At 71.5% G+C, this 19,332-nt stretch carries 15 protein-coding genes; 5 read left to right on the top strand and 10 right to left on the bottom strand.

Annotated elements, in window-relative coordinates; genetic code table 11:
• Positions 1-6: 6 nt before the first annotated feature.
• The 5 genes from CLV68_RS17260 to CLV68_RS17240 form a co-directional block, all read right to left on the bottom strand.
• Complete coding sequence (locus tag CLV68_RS17260; protein ID WP_121391889.1) at positions 7-2,385, bottom strand: ATP-binding cassette domain-containing protein; 2,379 nt, start codon at positions 2,383-2,385, stop codon at positions 7-9.
• A 152-nt stretch (positions 2,386-2,537) separates the two neighbouring features.
• Positions 2,538-2,888 (bottom strand): VOC family protein, encoded by a 351-nt coding sequence (locus CLV68_RS17255; protein WP_121391888.1) that lies wholly within the window; start codon positions 2,886-2,888, stop codon positions 2,538-2,540.
• 146 nt (positions 2,889-3,034) lie between these two features.
• The gene (locus CLV68_RS34755) at positions 3,035-4,282 is read right to left on the bottom strand and encodes a TetR/AcrR family transcriptional regulator (protein WP_211346595.1); all 1,248 of its coding nucleotides are present in this window, start codon (positions 4,280-4,282) and stop codon (positions 3,035-3,037) included.
• 9 nt (positions 4,283-4,291) lie between these two features.
• Positions 4,292-6,040, bottom strand: coding sequence for an ABC transporter ATP-binding protein (locus CLV68_RS17245; protein WP_121391887.1), 1,749 nt, complete (start codon positions 6,038-6,040; stop codon positions 4,292-4,294).
• Positions 6,037-7,818, bottom strand: a complete 1,782-nt coding sequence (locus tag CLV68_RS17240; protein WP_121391886.1) for an ABC transporter ATP-binding protein — start codon at positions 7,816-7,818, stop codon at positions 6,037-6,039. The genes CLV68_RS17245 and CLV68_RS17240 overlap by 4 nt, the downstream gene beginning before the upstream one ends.
• Before the next feature lie 100 nt (positions 7,819-7,918).
• Between CLV68_RS17240 and CLV68_RS17235 the strand changes: the two genes are divergently transcribed.
• Genes CLV68_RS17235 through CLV68_RS34745 form a run of 3 tightly spaced genes read left to right on the top strand, consistent with a single transcriptional unit; the run spans position 7,919 to position 9,236 of the window.
• Positions 7,919-8,707 carry a siderophore-interacting protein gene (locus CLV68_RS17235; RefSeq protein ID WP_211346593.1) on the top strand — a complete coding sequence of 263 codons (789 nt, stop codon included), beginning with the start codon at positions 7,919-7,921 and terminating at the stop codon, positions 8,705-8,707.
• 11 nt (positions 8,708-8,718) lie between these two features.
• Positions 8,719-8,988 carry a hypothetical protein gene (locus CLV68_RS34750; RefSeq protein WP_211346591.1) on the top strand — a complete coding sequence of 90 codons (270 nt, stop codon included), beginning with the start codon at positions 8,719-8,721 and terminating at the stop codon, positions 8,986-8,988.
• Positions 8,988-9,236 (top strand): hypothetical protein, encoded by a 249-nt coding sequence (locus tag CLV68_RS34745; protein WP_211346590.1) that lies wholly within the window; start codon positions 8,988-8,990, stop codon positions 9,234-9,236. Before CLV68_RS34750 ends, CLV68_RS34745 begins: the two co-directional genes overlap by 1 nt.
• Positions 9,237-9,320: 84 nt before the next feature.
• Here CLV68_RS34745 and CLV68_RS36010 read toward each other — a convergent pair whose 3' ends face one another.
• From CLV68_RS36010 to CLV68_RS17205, 4 genes are all read right to left on the bottom strand, one after another.
• A complete protein-coding gene (locus CLV68_RS36010; protein WP_425454855.1) occupies positions 9,321-9,950 on the bottom strand; it encodes a hypothetical protein in 630 nt (209 codons plus the stop codon).
• A gap of 165 nt (positions 9,951-10,115) precedes the next feature.
• On the bottom strand, positions 10,116-11,543 hold the full coding sequence (locus CLV68_RS17220) for a protein adenylyltransferase SelO (protein WP_121392344.1): 1,428 nt from the start codon (positions 11,541-11,543) through the stop codon (positions 10,116-10,118).
• 539 nt (positions 11,544-12,082) lie between these two features.
• Positions 12,083-12,988, bottom strand: coding sequence for a glutaminase A (gene glsA / locus CLV68_RS17210; protein WP_211346583.1), 906 nt, complete (start codon positions 12,986-12,988; stop codon positions 12,083-12,085).
• 50 nt (positions 12,989-13,038) lie between these two features.
• Positions 13,039-15,570, bottom strand: coding sequence for a helix-turn-helix transcriptional regulator (locus CLV68_RS17205; RefSeq protein WP_121391885.1), 2,532 nt, complete (start codon positions 15,568-15,570; stop codon positions 13,039-13,041).
• Positions 15,571-15,703: 133 nt separating this feature from the next.
• Here CLV68_RS17205 and CLV68_RS17200 point away from each other — a divergent pair, with 133 nt between their 5' ends.
• Positions 15,704-17,458, top strand: a complete 1,755-nt coding sequence (locus CLV68_RS17200) for a proprotein convertase P-domain-containing protein (protein WP_121392342.1) — start codon at positions 15,704-15,706, stop codon at positions 17,456-17,458.
• A 137-nt stretch (positions 17,459-17,595) separates the two neighbouring features.
• The gene (locus CLV68_RS17195) at positions 17,596-18,120 is read left to right on the top strand and encodes a hypothetical protein (protein WP_121391884.1); all 525 of its coding nucleotides are present in this window, start codon (positions 17,596-17,598) and stop codon (positions 18,118-18,120) included.
• On the opposite strand, the gene CLV68_RS17190 is transcribed toward CLV68_RS17195, so the two are convergent.
• Positions 18,117-19,202: a M20 family metallopeptidase gene (locus CLV68_RS17190; RefSeq protein ID WP_121391883.1), complete on the bottom strand. Its 1,086-nt coding sequence runs from the start codon at positions 19,200-19,202 to the stop codon at positions 18,117-18,119. The genes CLV68_RS17195 and CLV68_RS17190 overlap by 4 nt on opposite strands.
• Positions 19,203-19,332: the final 130 nt, after the last annotated feature.

Here is a 19,332-nt window from a genome sequence, read left to right as displayed (position 1 = left end):
CGGGGATCAGGCGCCGACATACTCCGCGAGGTGGCTGCCGGTCAGGGTGGAGCGGTCGGCGACCAGGTCCGCGGGGGTGCCCTCGAAGACGATCTTGCCGCCGTCGTGGCCCGCGCCGGGGCCCAGGTCGATGATCCAGTCGGCGTGTGCCATGACGGCCTGGTGGTGCTCGACGACGATGACCGACTTGCCCGAGTCGACCAGGCGGTCGAGCAGGCCGAGGAGCTGTTCGACGTCGGCGAGGTGCAGGCCGGCGGTGGGCTCGTCCAGGACGTACGTGCCGCCCTTCTCCGCCATGTGGGTGGCCAGCTTGAGCCGCTGCCGCTCGCCGCCGGACAGCGTGGTCAGCGGCTGGCCGATGGTGAGGTAGCCGAGGCCGACGTCGACCAGGCGGGTGAGGATGGCGTGCGCGGCGGGGATGCGGGCGTCGCCGTCGGCGAAGAACGCCTCCGCCTCGGCCACCGACATGGCCAGCACCTCGCTGATGTCGCGGCCGCCGAGGTGGTAGTCGAGCACCGCGGCCTGGAACCGCTTGCCGTCGCACACCTCGCAGGTGGTCGCCACGCCCGCCATCATCGCCAGGTCCGTGTAGATCACGCCCGCGCCGTTGCAGGTCGGGCAGGCGCCCTCGGAGTTGGCGCTGAACAGGGCGGGCTTCACGCCGTTGACCTTGGCGAACGCCTTGCGGATCGGCTCGAGCAGGCCGGTGTAGGTCGCCGGGTTGCTGCGCCGCGACCCCCGGATCGCGCCCTGGTCGATCGACACCACGCCGTTGCCGCCCGGGATCGACCCGTGCACCAGCGAGCTCTTGCCCGACCCGGCCACCCCGGTCACGACCACCAGCACCCCGAGCGGGATGTCGACGTCCACGTCCCGCAGGTTGTTCGCCGAGGCGCCGCGGATCTGCAGCACCCCGGTCGAGGTCCGCACCTCGTCCTTGAGCGCCGCCCGGTCGTCGAGGTGGTGCCCGGTCACGGTGTCGCTGGCCCGCAGGCCCTCGATCGTGCCCTCGAAGCAGATCGTGCCGCCGCCCGCGCCAGCCCCGGGGCCGATGTCGACGACCTGGTCGGCGATCGCGATGACCTCCGGCTTGTGCTCGACGACGAGCACTGTGTTGCCCTTGTCGCGCAGCCGCAGCAGCAGCTCGTTCATCCGCTGGATGTCGTGCGGGTGCAGGCCGGTGGTCGGCTCGTCGAAGACGTAGGTGACGTCGGTGAGCGACGACCCGAGGTGCCGGATCATCTTGACCCGCTGCGCCTCGCCGCCCGAGAGCGTCCCGGACGGCCTGCTGAGCGACAGGTACCCGAGTCCGATCTCGACGAACGAGTCCAGCGTCTCGCGCAGCGCGTCCAGCAGCGGCCCCACCGACGGCTCCGACAGGCCCTTGACCCACTCGGCGAGGTCGCTGATCTGCATCGCGCAGACCTCGGCGATGCTGGTGCCCTTGATCTTCGACGACCGCGCCTCGGCGCTGAGCCGGGAGCCGTCGCACTCCGGGCAGGTGGTGAAGGTGACCGCCCGCTCCACGAACGCGCGCACGTGCGGCTGCAGCGAGTCGATGTCCTTGGACAGGTACGACTTCTGGATGGTCGGGATCAGCCCGGAGTAGGTCAGGTTGATGCCGTCGACCTTGATCTTCGTCGGCTCCATGTGCAGCAGGGCCGCGAGTTCCTTCTTGGTGTAGCGGCGGATCGGCTTGTCCGGGTCGAAGAAACCGCAGCCGCGGTAGATGCGGCCGTACCAGCCGTCCATGCTGGCGCCGGGGATGGTGATCGCGCCCTCGTTGAGCGACTTGCTCTCGTCGTAGAGCGCCGTCAGGTCGATGTCGGAGACCGCGCCGCGGCCCTCGCACCGCGGGCACATGCCACCGGTGATGGTGAAGCTGCGCCGTTCCTTGACCGTCTTGCCCGCGCGTTCCATCGTGACCGCGCCCGCGCCGCTGATCGAGGCGACGTTGAACGAGAACGCCTGCGGGGAGCCGATGTGCGGCTTGCCGAGCCTGCTGAACAGGATGCGCAGCATGGCGTTGGCGTCGGTCGCGGTGCCCACGGTGGAGCGCGGGTCGGTGCCGAGTCGCTGCTGGTCGACGATGATCGCGGTGGTCAGCCCGTCGAGCACGTCGACGTCCGGCCGCGCCTGGGTCGGCATGAAGCCCTGCACGAACGCGCTGTAGGTCTCGTTGATCAGCCGCTGGGACTCCGCGGCGATCGTGCCGAACACCAGCGAGCTCTTGCCCGAGCCGGAGACGCCGGTGAACACCGTCAGCCTGCGCTTCGGGATCTCGACGCTGACGTCCTTGAGGTTGTTCACCCGCGCGCCGTGCACGCGGATCAGGTCGTGGCTGTCGGCCACGTGCGGCGTGCTCGTCCTCTTGGCCCTGCTCATCGTCTCTCCATCGGGTCGGCCGCCGCGGCGGTCTCACGTCGCCTGGCGTCGATCTAACCAGCTACCGGGGAATTGTCGGGTTGTCGCGGCGACAGTCCACTGTCCACCGGCGTCCTCGCGCCACGGCGGCCGTGGGCGCGAGGACGGGTGGGTCAGCGGTCCTGGGCGATGCCGAGGACGTTGCCGTCGGGGTCGGTGAAGGTGGCCACGACCCGGCCGCCGCCGACCTCGCGGGGAGCCTCCTTCACGGTGCCGCCCGCGGCGGTGACCTCGGCGAGCTTCGCCTCGATGTCATCCACGTGCCAGTACGCCACCGGCGAGGTCAACCCCTGCTCCGCGCCACCGGGCACCAACCCGATGTGCTGCCCGTCGACGTCGAACCCGACGTAGTACGCCGCCTCGGTCTGCGGCTGCACCCCGAGCAGCGCCGCGTACACGGCCTTGGCCCTGGCCGGGTCGGTCACGGGGTGCAGCACGGTCTTGATCCCCTGGGTACGGGACATCGGTCACTCCTGGTGGTCGCGGATCACGGTGATCCGATTCGCTGATCAGGGACCCGCCCTGGTAACCCGGTGCGGCTGTCCCTGCCAGTCACAGTAGGTGCGCCCCCAGCGCCGCGCTTCTCGATTCGTGACCGGTCCGGGGAGCCTCACCCGCGATCGGCGAGCAGCCCCGTCACCAGTGCCGTGATGCCGATGACGTGGGCCTGGCCGTCCGCGGTGCCCGCCAGGGTGACGGCTGTGATGACCGGTGAGTCCGCGCTCTGCACCAACCGGGCGGCGAAGGAGTGGGGGGTCGGGGTGATCAGGGCCGCGCCGAACACGTGTGTCCACAGCGCACGCGTCGCGGTCGTGATGTGCTCGTCCGCCATGCCCGCGGCGCGGAAGGCGGTGAAGACGCGGTCCAGCAGCGGCAGGATCAGCGGGCCGGCCAGGCCGTCGACCGCCAGTGCCGGGACCGCCCACGGGTCCGCGCGCAGTGCTGTGTGGACCGCGAGCGCGAGGGCGACCAGTTCGGACCGGGGATCCGGGTCCGGCGCGGGCACCTCGATCGCCTCGGCGACGACGTCGAGCATCGCGACCACCAGGCCGTCCCGGTCGCCGACGACCGATCGGACACCGGTGACCTGCGTGCCCACCAGGTCCGCCACCGCGCGCGGGGTGACAGCGGACAGGCCCTCGCGCCGGGCCAGGTCGCGGGCGGCGGTGACCACGCGGTCCCGGTCCGGGGTCGGGCCGGGGGCCGTCGTGGGCGGGTCGACGCGGGTCGCCATGCCGTCGAAGAACAGGGTGAGCTTGTCGTCGAGCCAGCCGCGGTCCTGCATGGCCGTCGCGTCGGCGGCCTCCACCAGCAGGTCCTGCCAGGACTCCAGGTACAGCTCGCGCAGGCTGCGCCGACCGCGCGGGGTCTCGAAGGTGCGGTCCAGGCCGCGCATGGCGATCTCGGTGGCGATCGTCAGGTCCGCGACGAGGTCGACCGCGATCGACGCCTCCCGCCTGCCGAGCCCCTCGGTCCGCAGCCGCAGCACGTACCCGGTGGCCAGCTCGGTGACCCGCGCGGGCAGCCCGGGCGCGACCTGGATGGACTCCGCCATCCCCGGGTGCGCCTTGAGGAAGCGCCACAGCGCGTCGGCGAACGCCCACAGCAGCTCCCGCCAGCCCAGGTCCGGGGCAGGCCAGGTGAACTCGCGCACCGCCAGGTCGATCGCGGCGAGGACCAGGTCGTCGCGGTCGTGCACGTACCGGTAGAGCGTCGAGTGGCTCACCCCGAGCCTGCGCGCCACGGTCGGCATCGACAGCGTGAGCAGCCCCTCCGCCAGCGCGGCGCGCGCCACGTCGTCCCTGGTCAGCGACGCGGGTGGGCCGGGTTTGCGGCCCACCCGCCTGGGGGTGCTCATGGCTGCACGCTAGCCCGCTGCCAGCCGCCACCCCCTCGCCCGGTCGCGCTCGTGCCAGAACGCGGCGTACCGGCCGTCGGCGACGATCAGCTCCTCGTGCGTGCCCACCTGCGCCACCGCGCCGCCGTCGAGCACCACGATCTGGTCGGCCGCCACGACCGTGGGCAGCCGGTGGGCGATCACCAGCACCGTGGAGCGCTCGGTCAGCGCGCGCATCGCGGCCCGCACGTACCGCTCGTTCTCGGTGTCGAGCGCCGCGGTCGCCTCGTCGAGCAGCACGACCGGGGCGTTCTTGACGATGGCGCGCGCGATCGACACCCGCTGCCGCTCACCACCCGAGAGCGAGGTGCCACCCTCGCCGACCCTGGTCGCCCACCCGTCGGGCAGCCTGCCGACGATCTCCTCGACCCCCGCCAGCCGCCCGGCCGCGCGCACCTCCTCGGTGGTCGCGTCCGGCCGCCCGGCCAGGATGTTGGCCTCCAGGGTGTCGTCGAACAGGTAGACGTCCTGGAACACCATGGCGATCTGGCCAACGAGGTCCTCGGTCCGCTGGTCGCGCACGTCGGTCCCGCCGACCCGCACGGTGCCGGAGTCGACGTCCCAGAACCGGGCGATCAGCCGGGTGACCGTGGTCTTGCCGGACCCGGACGCGCCCACCAGCGCCGTCATCGTCCGCGGCGGCACCGTGAACGTCACGTCCCGCAGCACCGGCCGGTCCTCGTCGTAGCCGAAGTCGACGTGGTCGAACTCGATCTCCCCTGGCCGCTCTCCGATGGTGGTCGCGACCGGCTCGGGCAGGGGTTCCTCGCGCAGGACCTCGGTGATGCGGCGGACGTCGTTGTGCGCCATCCGCACCGCGCCCGAGAGCTCCGACAACTCCGCCAGCGGACCGGTGAAGCGCGCCGCCAGTGCCAGCACCGCGACCAACGCCACCGGGTCGACCGAGCCGCCCAGGGCGAGCAGGACGCCGACGACGATCAGCACCGTGAACGCGAACTGGGTCGCCAACCCGCCGCCGAGGATGCCGGGAACCGCCATCCACAACGCCTTTCGGCCGACCCGGTGCTGCTCGGTGATCGCGTCCTCCAGCGGCCGGTGCCCGTCGCTGCCCCGGCCGAACGCGCGCAACGTCCGCTGGTGGCGGGCGAACTCCACGACCCGGTTGGCCGCCGACACCGCGGCCGTGTCCGACAGCTCGTCGCCCCGACCGACCAACCGCGCGCACCAGGAGAACACCCAGGCCAGCAGCGGCGCGCAGACCAGCATGGCCACCGCGAGGCGCCAGTCGAAGAAGAAGGTCACCGCCGCGATCGCCACCGGGGTCACGGCGCCCGCGAGCAACGGCGTCAGCAGGTGGGCGAACAGGCCGCCGACCATGACCGTCCCGCTGGTGACGATCCGCGACAGCCTGCCCACCTTCTCGCCGGTGAACCACCCGACCGGCAGCTCGCTGACGTGGTCGCCGACCCGCTCGTGCATGGTGGTCAGCGCGACGATCGCCACGGCGAAGCCCTTCATCGCCTGCACGTAGTTGGCCACGCAGGTCGCCAGCACGACCACGGCCATCACCGCCAGCCAGGACAGTGCGTCGCCGACCTCGCCCGCGAGCAACCCCCGCAGCACCGGGACCATCAGGGCGGCGGCCACCCCCTGGAGACCGCCGAACACCGTGGCCCACACCAGGTACGCGCGCAGGGCGCCCCGGTGCTCGGGACCGAGGATCGCGGAGAGGTCGCGCAACAACGGGCGCAGGTTCATCGGCCGGTCTCCTCGTGGTTCGCCCACAGCCGGGCGTAGCCGCCGTTGCGGGCGAGTAGTTCCGTGTGCGTGCCCCGTTCGGCGATGCTTCCGCCGTCGAGCACGATGATCTGGTCGACGGAGGTCACTGTGGACAGTCGGTGCGCGATCACCAGCAGCGTCCTTCCCCTGGCCAGCTCGGACAGCGCGTCCTGCACCGCGGCCTCCGACTCGGGGTCGGCGTGCGCGGTGGCCTCGTCGAGCACCAGGATCGGCGTGTCGGCCAGCAGCGCCCGCGCGATCGCGACCCGTTGCGCCTCACCACCGGAGAGCTTGGCGTCCACAGTGGCGTAACCGTCGGGCAGCTCGGTGACCCTGTCGTGGATCCTCGCCGCCGTGGCCGCCGCGACGACCTCGTCGTGAGTGGCCTCCGGGCGGCCGAGCCGGATGTTGTCGGCGACGCTTCCGTGCACCAGCGCCACGTCCTGCAGCACGAACCCGACCCACCGGTACAGCTCGTCCGGCGCGATCTCCCGCACGTCGACCCCACCGATGCGGACAGCACCACCGGTGACGTCGAAGAACCGGGGGAGCAGCGTGGCCAGCGTCGACTTGCCCGCGCCGGACGACCCGACGAGCGCGGTCACCGTCCCCGGCCGCAGCCGCAGGGACACCTCGCGCAGCACGTCGTTCTCGCCGTCGTAGCTGAACGACACCCCGTCGAACTCGACCTCGTGGTCGACCGGACGGCGGGGGTTGTCGGCCACCGGCAGTTCGGGGGTGTCGAGCAGGGCCTGCACCCGGGCCGCCGCCGACGCCGCCGCGCGCCGGTGCTCGGCGCCGAACCCCAGCGCGGTGACCGTCGTCGGGATGACCATGGCGACCAGCACCCCGGTCATCGCCGCCACCGGGGTCACCCAGCCCGAGTCGACGAACCACAGCACGCCGAACAGGCTGACCAGGCCGACCACCGGTGCCGAGATCAGCATCGCGCTGATCGCCTCGACCTTGAGCAGGGGCCGCACCCAGTCGGCGTAGAACCGGCCGAACTCGCCCGCCGCCCGCGCGTAGGTCTCGTGCGCGCGCTTGGCCCGGCCGAAGGTCTTCACCACCGCGATCCCGGTCACGAACTCGACCACCGCCGAGCTGATCCGGACCATCGCCTCGTTGAGCCGCGCGGCCTTCTCCTTGTAGCCACGCATCATCCACGCGTAGGCGCCCGCGTAGAGGGGGAGCGTGCCGATCGCGAGTAGCGCCAGCCGCCAGTCCAACCAGACCAGGTAGCCGAGACCGCCCAGCGGTAGGACTAGAGCCGCCGTCATCTCCACCGAGTGGTGCGCGACTAGGTGGTGCAGGTCCGCGATGTCGTTCTGGGCCGCCTTGCGCACCGCGCCGGACGAGTTCTCGCTGAACCAGCCCAGCGGCACGCGGCCCAGCTTGCGGGTGATCCGGCGGCGCAGCGTGGCCTGCAGGTCGACGTCCGCGAGGTGGGTGATGGTCAGCGCCACGCCCATCAGCAGCCCCCGGGCGCCGAGGCCGAGGACCACCAGCCAGGCCACGGTGATCACCGCCGCACGGTCCGGTGGGCCGCCGGTCAGCAGCAGCGAGCCGAGCTCGGCCAGTGCCACGAACGGCACCAACGACGCCAGGGCGCCCATCGCGGCCAGCGCCATGGCCAGCCTGGTCCGCCAGACGACGGGTCGCCGCAGCTGCTCCAGGGCGGACTTGGTCTGCTCTTCGGGGTCTGGGGGTTTCCCGGGCCGGGTATCGGTATCGGGTTCGACCACGGTCGCCGTCATGGGCTCTCCTCCTCGGGCGTCTACTGGGTCAGTCTAAGACAGGCTGTCTTGGTTAGGTAAGGCATGCCATAGTTACACTTCGGTCGTCGAGGAGGACGGAATGGCACGGACCAACATCAGGACCACCAGGATCAAGCCCGACCAGGCGGAACTGCTCACGCTGCACGTCGTGCGCGCCACGCGGCTCTCACCGCACTTCGCCCGCGTCACCCTCGGGGGCGGTGACGTCGAGCAGTTCCGGTACATGGGGTTCGACCAGTGGTTCCGGCTGTTCATCCCGGTCTCGGAGCACTCGCTGGCCAAGCTCCCGCGCAAGCTCGACACCCTGTCGTACGCCCGGTACCTGACCATCGCCAAGACCGACCGGCCGGTGCTGCGCAACTACACGGTCCGCGCGCACCGGCCGGGGGAGTTGGACGTCGACTTCGTGATCCACGGGCCGAGCGGGCCCGCGGGGACCTGGGCGCGGACGTGCGCTCCCGGCGACGCGGTCGGGGTGCTCGACGAGGGGATCGGCTTCAACCCGTCGCCGGAGATCCGGCGGGTGCTGCTGGTCGCGGAGGAGAGCGGCCTCCCGGCGACCGCGGGCATCCTGGCGTCGTTACCCGCGGACACGACCGGGCGCGCGGTGATCGAGGTGCCGTCCGAAGAGGACCGGCAGCGGCTGACGGCGCCCGCGGGCGTGGAGATCACCTGGCTCACCCGGTCTTCAGGGGTTCCCGGTCGGTTGGCCCTCGCCGCCGCGCGGGAGCTGCCGGTCGACGGCCCGCGAACGTACGGCTGGGTGGTGGGGGAGCAGGCGCTGGCGTCCGGCCTGCGCAAACACTGGGTCGGCGCCGGGATGGCGAAGCAGGACCTGATGTTCTGCGGGTACTGGCGCCACCACTAGCGTGCGGGCCCGTGGACGTCCTCGCCGCCCTGGGCAAACTGGTCCTCGCCTTCGGGACCGGCGCCGTCCTCGCCCGCCGCGAGGTCATCCCCGCCTCGTCGGCGACCGCGTTCACCGACTTCGCGTTCCTGTTCGCCATCCCCGGCTACCTCTCCGGCAAGATCTACCTCAGCGACCTGGGCCACCTGTTCGACGTCCGCGCGATCTCGGGGTACGCGACGGGCATGGCGCTGCGCGTGCTCTTGGTCGCCGCGGTGGTGCGGGGCGAGCCCTGCGCGTGATGGCGGCGGTGCAGGTGAACACGGCGTACTTCGCGGTCCCGGTCTTCGTCATGCTGTTCGGCGACGCGGCCCCGATCCTGCTGCTCCAGGTGTGCCTGCTGTCGACCGCCGTCCCGGCGACCATGGAGTTCGGCGGGGCCGGGAGCACGGCCCGGAAGCTGGTCCGGTCGCCCTGTTCGCCTTGGGCCGCTACCTGGGCAGGGCCGGGCTGTCGCTCCGCGGGACGTCCCGGGTGGAGCTCTCCCTGATCCTCTTCAAGTGCGTCGCGTTCCCCTTAAGCCGACTTGGCGGCGTCGGTGGTGGTCAAGAGTTCACTGTTGGCCCTGTTGCTCTTACCGCTGTGGGTCCAGTGGGCGACGCTCCAGCCTCTGTCTACTGTGGACTATTCGGCTGGTGGATGGCCCGATGTCGATCACCCTTCTCGCCGGTTTCCGCCAGCAAGATCCACGCCTCCCTCTTGTTTGGCGATCATGGCCCTGACCTGCCGCGACCTGTTTCGCGCCGCTCGAAGATTCACCCGTCCCAGCGACAGAAGTTGTCCACATGTGGATCTTCGGGGCGCTGTGTGAAGATCGTTTGTCGGTGGGTGCCGGTAGGCTGGGACCTGGGACGCCCCCCGGAGAGGGTGGGGGCTGGGGCCGGACTGGCGTGCGCGCGCGAGCGGGGTCGTGAGGTCCGTTGTGGACTGTTGGGTGCGCGAACACCGCGGGCTTCGGCGGGCCGGTGGTGCCCGAGGTGTGGCAGAGCGTCATCGGGTCGTCATCGCTTGGCGGGTATGGGAAAAGGGACGGCAGCGCGCTGCGGTCCGGCGCGTCGGTGGGCAGGTCTACCGCCGCCACAAGGAACTTCGCGGTGTCGGGCAGCTCGCCGGAGGCCACCAGCGCGTCCAGCCTCTTGCGGTCGGCGACGACGCCCACCGCGCCGATCCGCCCGGTGTAGGCGGCCGCTATCGCGGGGTCCATCCGCCCGTTGACCAGGGCGGCGACGGCGCCGAGCGAGCTCAGCGCCAGGAAGTGCAGGAACGTGGGCTCGCGGGGTGTTTCGGTAGCGAGTGGCCAGCAGTGGAGGCAGGCCAGGGCCGGTGGTGTGACCGAGACTAGTGGGCTTGCCCGGGCTTAGAACAGAGATCAGGTGCCGCAGAAGGTTTGGTACGGGGTGGTGGTGTCGGGCGCGGGGGTCGCGTAGTGCGCTAGATCCGGGCGTTCGGTGAAGGGGGACTGGACGGCGGCTAGAAGGTGGTGGAAGGGGGCCATGTCGCCTGCGGTGGCTGCGGTCAGGGCTTCCTCTACGCGGTGGTTGCGGGGGATGTAGAGCGGGTTCGCGCGCGCCATCGGGGCCGGGTCTGGGGTAAGGGACTGCCAGCGGGTCAGCCAAGCGTCGATCCCGGTGGGGTCCACGAACAGCGAGCGCACGGGAGCCAGGTCGCCGCGGGCGGCGGTGGTGAGGTGGTAGTGGAAGAGGGTGTAGTCGACGTGGTGGGTGTGGAGTAGGGCTAGGAGGTCGTCGACGAAGTCTGGGGTGGTGTCGGCGGGGAGGCCCAGTTTGGCGAGCATGCCCGCGGTCCAGACGGCGTTGTACGAGCGGCGGAAGCCGCCGAGCGACTCGACCGCGACGGCGATCGCGTCCTCCTGGGTGTCGGCGAGCAGCGGCAGCAGGGCCTCGGCGAGCCGCGCGAGGTTCCACTCGGCGATGGCCGGTTGGTTGCCGAACGCGTAGCGGGCGCCGTGGTCGATCGAGCTGAAGACCGTCGCCGGGTCGAACGCCTCCAGGAACGCGCACGGGCCGTAGTCGATGGTCTCGCCGGAGATCGTCATGTTGTCGGTGTTCATCACCCCGTGCACGAACCCGACCAGCGACCACCGCGCCACCAGCGACGCCTGCGCGGCCAGCACCGACTCGAACAACCCGAGGTACCCGTGAGACGGGTAGTGCCGCTCGATCGCGTGATCGGCCAGCCTGCGCAGCAGATCGATGTCGTCGGTGGCCCGCGCGTACTGGAAGCTGCCGACCCGCAGGTGACTGCTGGCCACCCGCGCGAGCACGGCCCCCGGCAGCACGGTCTCCCGCCGCACCGGCCGACCCGTCGCCACCACAGCCAGCGACCGCGTCGTCGGGATCCCCAACGCGTGCATCGCCTCGCTGACGACGTACTCGCGCAGCATCGGCCCCACCGCCGCGAACCCGTCCCCACCCCGGGAGAACGTCGTGCGCCCCGACCCCTTCAGGTGCAGGTCGCGCAACCCGCCATCGGCGTGGACCAACTCGCCGAGCAACAACGCCCGCCCATCCCCCAACCGCGGCGAGTAGTGCCCGAACTGGTGCCCCGCGTACGCCTGCGCCACCGGCCGCGCCCCCGCCGGGACGTGCGTGCCGACCAGGAAGGCCAGCCCCTCCGCACTCCGCAACCACTCGACGTCCAGCCCCAACTCGGCGGCCAACGGCTCGTTCAACACGAGCAGCCGCGGCTCGACGACCGGCTCCGCCTCCCAGGCAACCGCCAACTCCGGAACCGCACGGGCGAAGTGGTCGCTCAACGTGACCGTCGTGGTGCTCACCCCACCACCGTATCCGCCTGCCCCGGCGATCACGAGGTAGTCGCACTTCCCGGCCACGACCTCGGGCCCGTATGTCCGCGAGGTCGCGTGTGCGCGGCAACTAGTCTCCGATCATGACCGAGCCACCGTTCCTCACCGAGGCGCGCGCTGCCTACGACCTGGTGGCCGCCGACTACGCCGATCTGCTGCGGGACGAGTTGGACGGCAGGCCCTTCGACCGGGCGATGCTGGGCGCGTTCGCCGAGTGCGTGCGGGAGGCCGGGGGAGGCCGGGGGAGGCCGGGTCGCGGACCTCGACCTGCGCGTCTACTGGCACCCCACCACCCGAATCGCGGATCTCGCCACGGCAGCGGGTTTCACCGAACGCGCTCGGCTGGTCAAGGCCGCGGAGCCGCCCGAGGGCAGCGCGCAGGGCTACCTGTTGGTGCGCAAGGACTCTTTGGTACGCAAGGACTCTGCCTCGACCCAGCAGAACCGCGCGTAGTCGGCGCGGGTAGGGAAGGGGGGCGCTGCCCGGGGCGTCGGGCAGCGCCCCCCGGGCTAGAAGATGGACCAGCCGGTGATCGAGGTGAAGGTGGACAGCGCCAGGGTGGCGGCCACGGAGTTGCCGTGGGTGTCGAGGGCGGGGCCCCAGGCGCAGAGGATGCCGCGGCCGGGGAGGACGGCGAGGATGCCGCCGCCGATGCCGCTCTTGGCCGGGAGGCCGACGGAGTAGGCGAAGTCGCCCGCGGCGTCGTAGGTGCCGCAGGTCAGGATGGTGGCGTTGAGGCGGGTGGTGTCGGCGGCCGAGAGCAGGCGTTCGCCGTTGGCGCGGATGCCGCCGCGGGCCAGGAACAGGGCGGCGGTGGCGAGTTGGCCGCAGGTGGCCGCGATCGCGCAGTGCCCCGTGTAGTGCGCCAGCACGTCCTCGACCGGGTGGTGCAGGTTGCCGTGGTCGGCGATGAGGTGCGCGATCGCGCTGTTGCGGTGGTTGTGGGCCTGTTCGTCGGCCGCCACCACGTGGTCGACGTACGGGCCGCCGCCGGACTCGGTGAGCAGCAGGGCGAGCACGGACTCCTTCGCGTGGCCGGTGATGCCCAGCAGCCGGTCGGTGACCACCAGCGCCCCGGCGTTGACGAACGGGTTGCGCGGGATCCCGCAGTCGCCGTCGAGCTCGGACAGCGAGTTGAACCGGTACGCCGACGGCTGCCGCCGGACCCGGGTCCACAGCGCCTCCCCGTCGTGGGCGAGCACCAGCGCCAGGCTGAACACCTTCGACACGCTCTGCACCGAGAACGCCTCGTCCCAGTCGCCGACCCCGACGACCTCGCCGTCCACGCCCGCGAAGGCCATCCCGAACCGGTGCGGGTCGACCCTGGCCAGCGCCGGGATCGCCGAGGTCACCACACCGGTCGTGACCGTGCCGACGGTCGCGCGGACCTCGGCGAGTACATCGTTTAACTCCACGATCGAGAGACTGGCCGACCGGGCGCGCACGGACCAATGAGGGAAAACCCTTACCGCTGGGCCAGCCTCGCCACCAGCTGTGCCCGGGAGTGCACGCCCAGTTTCCGGTACACCCGGGTCAGCGTCGCCTCGACGGTCTTCACGCTCACCGACAGCGCGGTCGCCGCCTGCTGGTTCGTCGCCCCCGCGTGCACCAGCTCCGCCAGCCGCACCTCGGTCCGTGTCAGGTCGCCCGCCAGCGGTTCCAGGTGCTGGAGCTGCTGTTCGGCCAGCGCCGACCAGGGTGGGGCGTCGAGCCGGTCGAACAGTTCCGCGGCCTCCACCAGCACCGATCGCGCCGCTCCCCGCCGCCTGGCCCGCCGTTGCACCCCGGCCAGCGCGAGCAACGTCCGCCCGGCCTCCACAGGCAGCCCGAGCGCGGTGAACCGCCCGGCGACCGACCGCAGCTGCGTCGCCGAGCCCTCGCCGATCGCGGTCGACCGGTCCAGCATCGCCACCACCCCGTCGCGGCCCAGTTCGAGCGCCCGGGCCCTGGTCGTGGCCAGCAGGTCCTCGGCGGACGGGTCGCCAACGGCGATCAACCCCTCGGCCAGGTCGGCGTGCCAGCGCAGGATCGACGGGTCGCCGACGCGCTGCGCGTGCTCCAGATCACGCACCTGGCTCAGCACGCTGACCGCATCCTGGGACGCCGCCGTGACCAACCGGACCACCCCCAGCGCGTGCAGGCACCGCGACAGGTAGACGTGGTCTTGTTCCTGTTCGGAGGCGACCGCGCCGCGCCGCGCGTAGGCGACCGCCCGCTCGAACGTCCCGCCCACCGTTTCCGCTACCGCCGCCGTGTACCAGGCAGGACCAGGTGAGAGACCTGCTGACGCGGTCAGCTCTAGTCCTCGACGGGCGTAAGACAACGCGTACCCGCATCGACCCGCGCGGCCCTCGACCTCGGCCAACGACCGCAGCACGTCCACTACGTCGTCGACCGCGCCTGACCGTTGCGCTGCTGGGAGCAGCACGAGCAGCCGTGAGCGCGCCGTCGTGAGCCGGTCGTCGAACACCGCATGGCGCACGGCCAGGTACTCCGGGGTGTCGTGCACGTCGATCCCGGCGCCGCCGATCGCGAGCGCGTCGGTTAGCGCGCCGCTGTCGGGTAGTCCCAGCACGCGTTCCATGCGGGCACACACGGTCAGAGCCCGCGCGCGTACGGCCGTGTCGCGCACAGTCAGGTCTGCCGCCTGCCGTGCGAGCTCGCGTGCGGCGACAGGGTCACCGGAGATGTTGGCGCGCACCGCCTCCCACAGTCGAACCGCGGCCAGCAGGTCCGGGTCGTTGCCCGCGTCGGCCAACGCTGCCGCGAGTTGGTCGTCCACATCGGTCATGGCCTGACCCGCCGAGTCCGCGAGGGCAAGTCGGACGCGGAGCCGTTGCCGGGCGTCGGTGCTGCGCTCTAGCACCAGCCGCGCCGCGTTCCAGGCGCGTTCCGCGAGCCCGGAGTGACCCGCGTCGACTGCCGCGTCACCCGCGCGTCGCACCAGGGTGTCCTCGTCGGTCGGTGGTGTCCGCTGCGCGGCGAGCAGGCACAACTCGGCAGCACGACGGCGGTTGCCCTGATCCCGCACGATCCCCGCGGCCTGCTCAGCCGCGTCGGCCAGGTCCGCGTCCGGCACGGTTACGGCCAACGCGCGGTGGCGGATCTGTTCCACCGGATCGTCTACGGCGCGCGCCAGGTCCTCATGCAACGCCAGGCGCTGCGCGTACGGGATGTCCGCGGCCAGGGTCGCCGACACCGCGTCGGCCGTGAAAGAGACGCTGTCGAGTTCGTCGACCACGACGAGGTCCCCGACATCAGCCAGCTCTACCCCGCCCGCACGGTGCAAGGTTGCCAGGGTGGGGTGCTCGGCCAGCGCCGCTAGCTGCAGGGTCCGCAGCACCGCCGGGTCCAGCTCATCCAGTCGCCGACCGACCGCGTATCGAACCGAGTCGGGTAGCGGTACCGCCGACACTGGCTCCCGCCCGGCGAGCGCGGCGCCGTACTCCAACGCCAGACCGGGGTTACCGCCGCTGAGTGCGTGCACGCGTCCCGCCCACCGGTAGCGGAACCCGTTGTGCGCCAGCAACTCCGCGACATCGTCCGGGCTCAAGGGGGCCACAGGGCCGCGTACCGACTCCTCGCCGCAGATAGCCACACCGCGCACCGGGCGCCGGTGAGTGCGCTCGGCCACGACCACCCGTAGCCGCTCCGCGTGCCGTACCGCGAACCCGATCAGCTCCGCGCTCACCTGGTCCAGCCACTGCGCGTTGTCCACGACCAGCACACCGGACAGAGCCCGCACGGTCTCCACGGCGATCGTCCGCCCAGGCAGGCCGTCGGCGGCGGGGAGCCACGACAGGCCCGCCGCTGCCCGCAGCTCCGCGAGCCCGGCACCGGGTACGTCCGCGTCGGCGGGCTGCGGCGCGATCACGACCGACTGGTCCGCGCGTCCGGCCAGGGCCGTGGCCAGCGCGGTCTTGCCGATGCCCGCCGGTCCGTACAGCAGCAACCGGGGGCGGTCGTGGTCAGCGAGCCGGACACCGACGAGGGGCATCAGCCCATCTTGGGCCGCCTGCCCGGCGCTCACCAGCGGGAACCCGCCGGACGAGGGGTTTCCCCCATTTCGGGCCCGCGCGGCCGTCCCTAGCTTCGACGACACCCTGCAACCGACTCCGATGGAGTTGAACATGCGATACCGAACAGCCCTCTGGTTGGCGTGCGCGCTGACCCTATCCGTGAGTGCCGGATACGCCTACGGAGGCAGCCAAGAGGACCCCGTCGCCGACGCTCTTAGCCGCGACCTGGGGATCACCCGGTCCGAGGCGCAAGACCGGCTCGCCGTCCAGGCACAGGCTCAACAGGTCGTGGCAGCCCTACCGCGCACCGGTACGGCCGGGTACTGGCTCGACGGCGGGCTCAAGGTCGCCGTGACCGACGAGGCCACCGCGGCCGCCGTGCGCGCCCTCGGCGCCGCACCCGTCCTGGTGCGACGCGACCAGGCCACCCTCGACAAGCTCGTCCAGTCCGTCGCCCAGCGCGCGTTCCCCGGCGTCACCGGGTGGGGCATCGACCCGAGGACCAACGAGGTGGAGGTCCGCGTCGACCGGACGCGCACGTCGCGGGCGTTCCCCGCGATGGACGGGGTCCGGGTCGTCGAGACGACCTCGTCGCCCGTCCAGCAGGCCGGGACCGTCCAACCGGGCAACCCGTGGTGGCCGGGCAGCGAGTCCAACTGCTCGGTCGGCTTCCCGGCGACGGATTCCTCCGGTGGCAAGCACTTCCTGACCGCCGGGCACTGCACCAACGACGCCAACCAGGCCGCCTATGGCCAGAGCGGCAGCCAGAACCGGATCGGTACGTCCAACGTCGGCGGTTCGCGGACCGTCAACGCCCGCGAAGGTGACATGGGCGTCGTTGCCGTAACCGAGTCCGGTTGGAACCTGTCGGCCGCGGTCAATACCTGGGGGAGTAGCGCTGTCACCGTGTCCGGGTCGGTAGAGCCGATCGTCGGGCAGGCGGTGTGCCACTCCGGCAACACGTCGAAGTGGCAGTGCGGTGAGGTCACCGCCGTCAACCAGACCATCAGCTACGGGAGCGTGGTCATCGAGGGGTTGGCCACCACGACCGCGTGCTCGCTCGGTGGCGACTCCGGCGGCGCGTGGCTGGCGGGCGACAAGGCCGTCGGCCTGCACTCCGGCGGTGCCTCCTCGTGCAGCCCCGGTGGGGCCAAGGACCAGTCCATCTTCCAGCCGGTGAACGAAGCCCTGCGCAAGTGGAGCCTCACCCTGGTCACCGGGGGCGGTGGCGGTGACACGCAGGCACCGACCGCACCGGGCAACCCACGCGCGACCGCCACGACGAGCAACAGCGTGACCTTGGCGTGGGACGCCGCTACCGACAACGTTGGCGTCACCGGTTACAACGTCTACAACGGATCCACTGTCGTTGCCTCTGGCGCCAGCACTACCGCGACGGTCAGCAACCTGACTCCAGACACCGCGTACACCTTCACTGTGAAGGCGGCGGACGCGGCGGGGAACGCCTCACCGGCCAGCGCGGCGGTGCAAGCCCGCACCAAGCCAGGTGACACCGGCGGCGGTCGCACTGTCCGCAGCGACAACGACTACCAGATCCGCGACTACCAGACGGTCGTCAGCCCGTTGACTTCAACGGTTTCCGGCAGGGCTGCCACGACCGTGAAGGTCACCGTCGCCGCTACACACACCTGTCAGCAGGACCTGAACATCAACCTGGTTGGCCCGTCCGGCACCTGGTACTCGCTCCAGCGCTACGGGGGCGCGCAGTGCACTGCCTTCCCCAACCCGAAGACGTTCACCGTGACCGGCGTCAACGAGAACGCCAGCGGCAAGTGGACCCTCCGCATCGGCGACAACGGCCCCGGCGACACCGGGGTACTCGACGCGTGGACGGCCACCCTGTGACCCAGGGCTGAACCGCTGGTAGACCAGCCGCCACCCCACCAGGGTGGCGGCTGGTCCGCGCCGCCACGATCCCGGCCAGTTCCTCGGGCGCCTGGAGCCGGTCGATCGGCCGAGGTGGGTCGGGTAGCTTGGCGACGGTGAGTACGCCCCGCCCCACCCGACGCTTCCTCGTCAGCCTCGACGCGGGCATGAGCACGGTGCTGTGGTGGGTATGGGCGGACTCGGCGACGCGGATTCGCGAGACGGTCGCGGAGGTTGGCGTGCGGGCCGACGCCGCGCTGACCGAGGCGTCGGCCGAGCAGGTGGAGGTGGTCGAGTTCGACGCCATCGGCGACCACGACATCTTGGGGCCGCTCTGCCGACAGCGGCAAGAACAGCGGCAACAGGCGGGGTTCGGTGCGCTTGTGGGGCGCGGTGTGGTGTACCTGCGCATGGAGCATGACGGCGACGCCTACCTCATGGAGATCGATCCGGACGGTACGCGAACGCGGCAGGTAGAGGTCACTGACACCGGGGAGTCCTACCGCACGACCGAGGCCGACTACGTTTTCAACCCGCCTCTAGACCTGTACGACCCGCAGTACGCGTTGATGGAGATCGAGGTCGCGGTGTTCGATCAGGCATGGGCGGTAGCGGTGCCGGATCCGGGTGATCGGTTCTAGCGCAGGTCGGTGAGGAACTCGACGAGGGCGCGGTAGTACGGCTCGACGGTGGTGAGGTCGGCGTACTCGCTGGGGCCGTGTTGGCCGTCGCCGCCGATGCCGAAGATGACGGCGTCGGTGCTGTGCTGGTGGTAGAAGCGGGCGTCGGCGGCGCCGTGTTTGCGGAGGAAGTCGCTGGTGTAGCCCTGGTTCTGGGCGGCGCGGCGCAAGGCCGTCACGTCAGGGCTGTCCGGGTCGGCGTGGTGGGGTGGCTCCACGCGGTCGACCTCGACGGTGGCGCCAGGGGGACACAGCGCGGTCAGGTGGGCGGCGACCTCGGCTGGTGCGCGGTCGGCGAAGTCGCGGTCGCCGGGGGTGAAGCGGATGTCCAGCCACGCCGTTGCCGCTGCCGGGACCTGGTTGACCGCCCCCGGCCCGGTCTCGATCCGGGCGACGTTGACCGTGGTGCGCCACACCTCCTCGGTCGCGACCGGGTACGCCGCCAGGATCCCGTCCACCGCGCGCATCAGCCTCAGCACCGCGTTGTCGCCCAGCCACTGGTACGCGCTGTGCGCGGCCAGCCCGGTGGCGCGGACCCGCGCGGTGAGCAGGCCCTTCGACTCGACCACCATCCGCAGCCCGCTGTGCTCGCCGATCACCACGAAATCGCCGGTCACCCCCTGCGCGACCTGGTGCGCCGTGCCGTCGTGCCCGCCGACCTCCTCGTCGGTGACCAGCTGCAACGCCACCGGCACCCGGCTCGCCGCGTCGCGGAACGCCATCGCCTGCACCAGCGCCGACAGCTTCATGTCCTGCGCCCCGCGCGCGTACAACCGGTCACCCTCTCGCCTCGGCCGGAACTGCTCCGGTGCTGCCGGGACCACGTCCAGGTGCCCGTTGAGGATCACCCTGAAGTGCCGCCGCCCACCCCGGTACACCAGCGCGCTGGGCTTTCCACCGGACTCGAACCGCTCGACGGTGAACCCCGGCCCCACCACGTCCAGCACGAACCCCAGTGCCCGAGTGAGATCGGCGCCCCGATCCGCCGTCGACCGGATGGCCAACAACTCTTCCGCCGACGCGAGGAACCCGTCCATGTCCATGCCCCATCCTTGCGCGCGCCCGCCCGATGCGCGGTAGGTGCTTGCGAAGCGGAAGTCGAGCCCGCGCAGGCGGTGGTCTGCGGGATCGAGGAGGTCGACATCCTCGGGACCGACGTGGACGCGCCGCAAG

The organism is Actinokineospora cianjurensis (assembly GCF_003663795.1).
GTDB classification, from domain to species: domain Bacteria; phylum Actinomycetota; class Actinomycetes; order Mycobacteriales; family Pseudonocardiaceae; genus Actinokineospora; species Actinokineospora terrae.
This window is presented reverse-complemented; position numbering and strand designations above follow the sequence as displayed.

What these genes read in the sequence shown, in the direction of transcription:
- CLV68_RS17205 (WP_121391885.1), bottom strand. Translation starts at nt 15,570, where the DNA reads ATGCCCCTCGTCGGTGTCCGGCTCGCTGACCACGACCGCCCCCGGTTG.
- CLV68_RS34755 (WP_211346595.1), bottom strand. Translation starts at nt 4,282, where the DNA reads ATGAGCACCCCCAGGCGGGTGGGCCGCAAACCCGGCCCACCCGCGTCG.
- CLV68_RS17190 (WP_121391883.1), bottom strand. Translation starts at nt 19,202, where the DNA reads ATGGACATGGACGGGTTCCTCGCGTCGGCGGAAGAGTTGTTGGCCATC.
- CLV68_RS17235 (WP_211346593.1), top strand. Translation starts at nt 7,919, where the DNA reads ATGGCACGGACCAACATCAGGACCACCAGGATCAAGCCCGACCAGGCG.
- CLV68_RS36010 (WP_425454855.1), bottom strand. Translation starts at nt 9,950, where the DNA reads ATGGACCCCGCGATAGCGGCCGCCTACACCGGGCGGATCGGCGCGGTG.
- CLV68_RS17245 (WP_121391887.1), bottom strand. Translation starts at nt 6,040, where the DNA reads ATGAACCTGCGCCCGTTGTTGCGCGACCTCTCCGCGATCCTCGGTCCC.
- CLV68_RS17240 (WP_121391886.1), bottom strand. Translation starts at nt 7,818, where the DNA reads ATGACGGCGACCGTGGTCGAACCCGATACCGATACCCGGCCCGGGAAA.
- CLV68_RS34745 (WP_211346590.1), top strand. Translation starts at nt 8,988, where the DNA reads ATGGCGGCGGTGCAGGTGAACACGGCGTACTTCGCGGTCCCGGTCTTC.
- CLV68_RS17255 (WP_121391888.1), bottom strand. Translation starts at nt 2,888, where the DNA reads ATGTCCCGTACCCAGGGGATCAAGACCGTGCTGCACCCCGTGACCGAC.
- CLV68_RS17260 (WP_121391889.1), bottom strand. Translation starts at nt 2,385, where the DNA reads ATGAGCAGGGCCAAGAGGACGAGCACGCCGCACGTGGCCGACAGCCAC.
- CLV68_RS17200 (WP_121392342.1), top strand. Translation starts at nt 15,704, where the DNA reads ATGCGATACCGAACAGCCCTCTGGTTGGCGTGCGCGCTGACCCTATCC.